The organism is Sulfurovum sp. (genome assembly GCF_041562805.1).
Classification (GTDB): domain Bacteria; phylum Campylobacterota; class Campylobacteria; order Campylobacterales; family Sulfurovaceae; genus Sulfurovum.
In genome coordinates, this window is the sequence record NZ_JBFFOH010000180.1 from 1 (window position 1) to 4,442 (window position 4,442).

The 4,442-nt window shown below is 35.9% G+C and carries 4 protein-coding genes; all 4 read right to left on the reverse strand.

Features of this window, described 5'->3' with window-relative positions:
• Positions 1 to 1,803: proline dehydrogenase family protein (locus ABYK33_RS13955; RefSeq protein ID WP_373033894.1), on the reverse strand; the 1,803-nt coding region annotated here is incomplete at its 3' end.
• A gap of 62 nt (positions 1,804 to 1,865) precedes the next feature.
• Positions 1,866 to 2,714 (reverse strand): tetratricopeptide repeat protein, encoded by an 849-nt coding sequence (locus ABYK33_RS13960; protein WP_373033896.1) that lies wholly within the window; start codon positions 2,712 to 2,714, stop codon positions 1,866 to 1,868.
• Complete coding sequence (locus ABYK33_RS13965; RefSeq protein WP_373033898.1) at positions 2,715 to 3,950, reverse strand: glutamate-5-semialdehyde dehydrogenase; 1,236 nt, start codon at positions 3,948 to 3,950, stop codon at positions 2,715 to 2,717.
• 15 nt (positions 3,951 to 3,965) lie between these two features.
• The gene (locus tag ABYK33_RS13970) at positions 3,966 to 4,283 is read right to left on the reverse strand and encodes a pyrimidine/purine nucleoside phosphorylase (protein ID WP_373033899.1); all 318 of its coding nucleotides are present in this window, start codon (positions 4,281 to 4,283) and stop codon (positions 3,966 to 3,968) included.
• Positions 4,284 to 4,442: the final 159 nt, after the last annotated feature.

A 4,442-nucleotide genomic window follows, 5' to 3' on the forward strand; every position in this document is an offset into this window, starting at 1 on the left:
AATAAGATCTGCTCTTGCTTTTCTAAATTCATCTGCGACATTCATTAAAATATTTTGACGGCTTTTAACATCCAGATCTCTCCATCCATCCGGATCTTCTTTTGCTGTTTGACGTGCCAGTTCCAAGTCATCAGCTGTTGCTTTGTGGTAGTATCCTACCTTGACTTTTTCATGGTATTGAGATTTGTCTATGATCTCTATTTTCTCACCTGTGCTTATCTCTTGTCCTCCGATGACAGGAGCAGCATTAAAACCACCATTTTCACCTACATCTTTCCATTTGTCAGCAATTGAAGCAGCCCATATTTGATTTTGGGGTAAAGCAAAATCAGTATCTGGCTCACTTCTAAACTGATAGGCTTGAATATCAACTTCAGATTTTATGATGGCATCATTTCTGTCTTGTGTACGGTTTGGTCTAAGTGTGAGTTTCGGAATCATTTCCACAGAATCGTCATAGCTTTTTAGCAGTTTTCCCCATGCTTCACTGTCTACTTCAAGTCCAAAACTATGTCTTAAAAAGTTTTGTTCTGCTGTGTTTTCATCAAACCTTCTTACCAAATAAGCAATGGCATTGGTAAAAGTTTCATGTGTTGCAATAGGTGCATAAAGTATAACATTCACATTGTCATCTTTAAGTATTTTGTATGCGGATTCACTCATTCCCTCTAGCATTTCAGCCGTATGAAATGCTTCTACGCCACGCTCTTTGGCTATGAGTACTGCGAGTGCCTGATCAAAAAGATTATGTGATGCTGTACCTACATGAACTGACGGTGCTATCTCTGGAGAGAGAAGATAGTCCATAAGCACTTTATAGTTTGCATCACTTTCAACTTTGCTTGAAAATGTGACATTCTCCCAGCCCCTTAAACTTGCTTCAGTAAGTTCCATCTCTTGGTTTGCACCCTTAACCAAACGTATCTTGATAGGTGCACCACCGTTTTTCACACGCTCTTTTGCCCACATAGCCAGCTTTTGTACATGTTCAAATGTATCTGGAAGGTATGTCTGCACCACAATACCGGCATGATAATTGTGAAACTCTTCAAGTTCAAGTGTTTTTTTGAAAACATCAATGGTAAGTTCCAGATCACGATATTCTTCCATATCCAAGTTGACGAATTTATACTGTTTTTTATTCTGATGATCCACAAAAGTATTTTGCATGGCTGCACGATAAATGGGTACAAGCCTATAGCTTATCTCATCTACACTCCACTGATGTGCATGGGGTATGATTTGAGAAAAGATAGTCGATATTTTTATAGAAAGGTAGTCAATATCAGAGTTTTTTAAAGCTGAAATATACTTATTTATACGGTTTTGTCCTTCTTCCTCTCCCAGTACAATCTCACCAATGATATTGATATTTACTCTCGTACCTTCTTTTCTTCTGTGTTTAATATGTTTTATGAGAGGATTATTCTCTCCTTTGATAATAATACTGGAGACATCATTTCTCAAATATTGAATAAACAAAGGGATGGAAATTGAACTTACGTAAATACCCACATGCCTAAACAGCCAAATGAGTATTTGTTCAAAAGAGGAGAAAAACTCAGTGTTCTCATGTTTGGCAAATATATATGCTAATTGGTCAGCTACACGATCCGTATCTTTCGAACGGAAACTCTGATCTAGTAACTCAATAAGAAAGATTTTGTTCATAGGATCTTCAAGCATTTTATTCATCATGTCATGAAAACGCTCCTCTTCACTTTCCCGGCTTTTTTGGATTAGACTCTGCCATCTGTGAGCAACACTTTTGACTTCATTAAATGTTTCGTTTGATATATTCATATAATCTAATTCCTTTATATCTATTTTCTAGATGTGTTTATATCTTGATAACTTGTAGATTTTTATGTTAATAGTTTGATAAAATTTTTATTCTTACTCAATATATCAAATGAATTTTCATTTTTTAATTCATCTTGTAAGCTTGGAACTATTTCAATAGCAAGTTTAATATCTGAAATTGCTTCATCTATATCTCCCAATTCGGCATTGGCACGTGCTCTCTGCCAATAAGACAAGGCATAGTTATCATCAAGTGTTATAACTTGATCACACAGAGATAATGCCCATCTTGGTTCATTTAGATCTAATAGGGTATGTGCTTTATAGGTCAGGGCTTCCACACATGCTGGAGATACTTTCAGAATTTCATCATAAAGGTGTAATTTCTCTTGTGTACTCTCTTCAACTTCTAATCTTCTCCAAAGTGCATTCACTTTTTCTGTCTGCTCAAGGTGTTCTTGTGTTTGCACAATAAGTTCAAACCGTTGTTTTGCTTTAGACTCAATATGAACTAGTCTTTCTTCAAAATCTTTAGAAAGTTTCAATATTTTTGTTTCTACTAACTGTTTGCTATTCTCTTTTAGCTCTTTAAGAGATTTAAGACCAACAATAAGAAGTATAGAACTCGCAGCTGCAATAATATAAAATATATTGTTGATTGTATCCGTTGCGTAAGCGATGGCTCTGTCACTGACCGAAAGTTCACTTTTAGTAATCTGCTTTGTCACATCTTCTCTTAGCTTTTGCTGGTCAGTTCTAAGTGCTTTTAGTTCATCGAAGACATAGCGTTCTATAAGTGGCTTTTTTATAAGTGTATTGGTAGAAGGCTTTATATCTTCCAATGCATAAGAGACATTAGAAAAAATAAGACTTATCAATATTAGTTTGGTTATAAACTTTATTCCCGTCATTTAAGCTCTAACTTGGCCACTGCCATATATTTTAAACTTATAAGTCGTAAGCCCTTCGATTCCCATTGGGCCTCGTGCATGAAGTTTATTTGTACTGATACCCACTTCAGCGCCAAAGCCAAAAGAGCCACCATCAGTAAATCTAGTACTTGCATTCACGTATACTGCTGCTGCATCTATAGCATTCAAAAAGTTCTCAGCAGTGCTAATATTTTCAGTTATAATTGATTCAGAGTGTCCAGAAGTAAATCTAACGATATGCTCAATAGCTCCTTCTACTCCATCAACTACTTTTATATTTAAGATATTTGCCAAATACTCCGTATCAAAATCTTCATCAGTGGCATTAGCTACATCAATAATTTTTTGTGTATTTTTACAGCCTTTTAGCTCAGTATGTTCCTTATCAAATGCACTTTTGAGTTTTGGAAGCGCATTCTCTGCAATAGCACTATCGACAAGCAATGTTTCCATGGCATTACAAACACCGGGACGTTGTACTTTTGCGTTTAGTGCAATAGCAATAGCATTGTCAAGTTTTGCATCTTTATCTATGTAGGTATGGCACTGACCTTTATCATGCTTAACAACACTTACTGTGGCATTCTCACTTACATGTTTGATAAGCCCTGCGCCACCTCTTGGAATGATCAGGTCAACATACTTATCCATCTTTATCAGCTTGTCAACACCCGCTCTTGAAGAGTCCGGAATGAGTGATACTAAAGCTTTTGGCAAAGCATTCTTCTCCAAGACATCTTGTAATATCTTTGCAATTGCTCTGTTGGAATATTCTGCCTCCTTCCCACCTTTCAAGATACAGACATTTGAACTTTTAAAACACAAAGCTGCTGTATCACTTGTAACATTTGGACGAGACTCATAGATAATACCGATCACACCTATAGGGATAGATACTTTTTCTATCTTCAGCCCATCTTCTGTTACCCATCCGTCAAGTACTTTTCCCACAGGTTCTTTTAATGCAGCGATCTCTTCAATGGCAACTGCCATAGCATCTATTCTACTTTCATCTAAAAAGAGTCTATCCATAAGTGCAGAAGAGAGGTTGTGCTTCTCTCCATCTTCCATATCTTTTTTATTTTGATTGACCAAACTCTCACTGTTAGCTCTTAGCGCTTGAGCCATCTCTCTTAAAATTCTATTTTTTTCACGACCACTTAAAGCAGATAAAACCCTGCTTGATTCTTTGGCCTCTTGTAAAAATCTTTCCATTGTATAGCTCCTAATTTATGCTTCTATATAACTGCAGCAATAATCTGTAACAGTTTTTATTTTCAGATCAAAAGATGAATTAGCCGATACATTAAAAGTTTCTGGAGTATTTAATGTTCTAAACTCTGTTTCTCCTGGAAGTCTAATCTCTAACTCTCCACTCATCATCTCCATGATCTCAGCCTCATTTGTATTAAATGTGTATTCTCCTGGTTGCATTACCCCAAGTGTTTGTTTCGTACCGTCTTCTAAAATGATGGCTCGGCTTGCTACTTTACCATCAAAATAAATATTTGATTCTTTGATCATTGATATATTCTTTAAATTTGTCATTTTACTTTTCTTCTTTTCGTTTTTTACTAAATAGTGTACCCTTGTCATGAATATCATTCATAAGAAAATCTCTTGCAGCTGACAGGTCAAAACCACTACATAAAAACATCTCTTTGCCTTTACTCATAATATGCTCAGCTGCTTTGAGTTTAGTAACTA

Coding starts and splice junctions, on each gene's coding strand:
- ABYK33_RS13960 (WP_373033896.1), bottom strand. CDS start 2,714: ATGACGGGAATAAAGTTTATAACCAAACTAATATTGATAAGTCTTATT.
- ABYK33_RS13970 (WP_373033899.1), bottom strand. CDS start 4,283: ATGACAAATTTAAAGAATATATCAATGATCAAAGAATCAAATATTTAT.
- ABYK33_RS13965 (WP_373033898.1), bottom strand. CDS start 3,950: ATGGAAAGATTTTTACAAGAGGCCAAAGAATCAAGCAGGGTTTTATCT.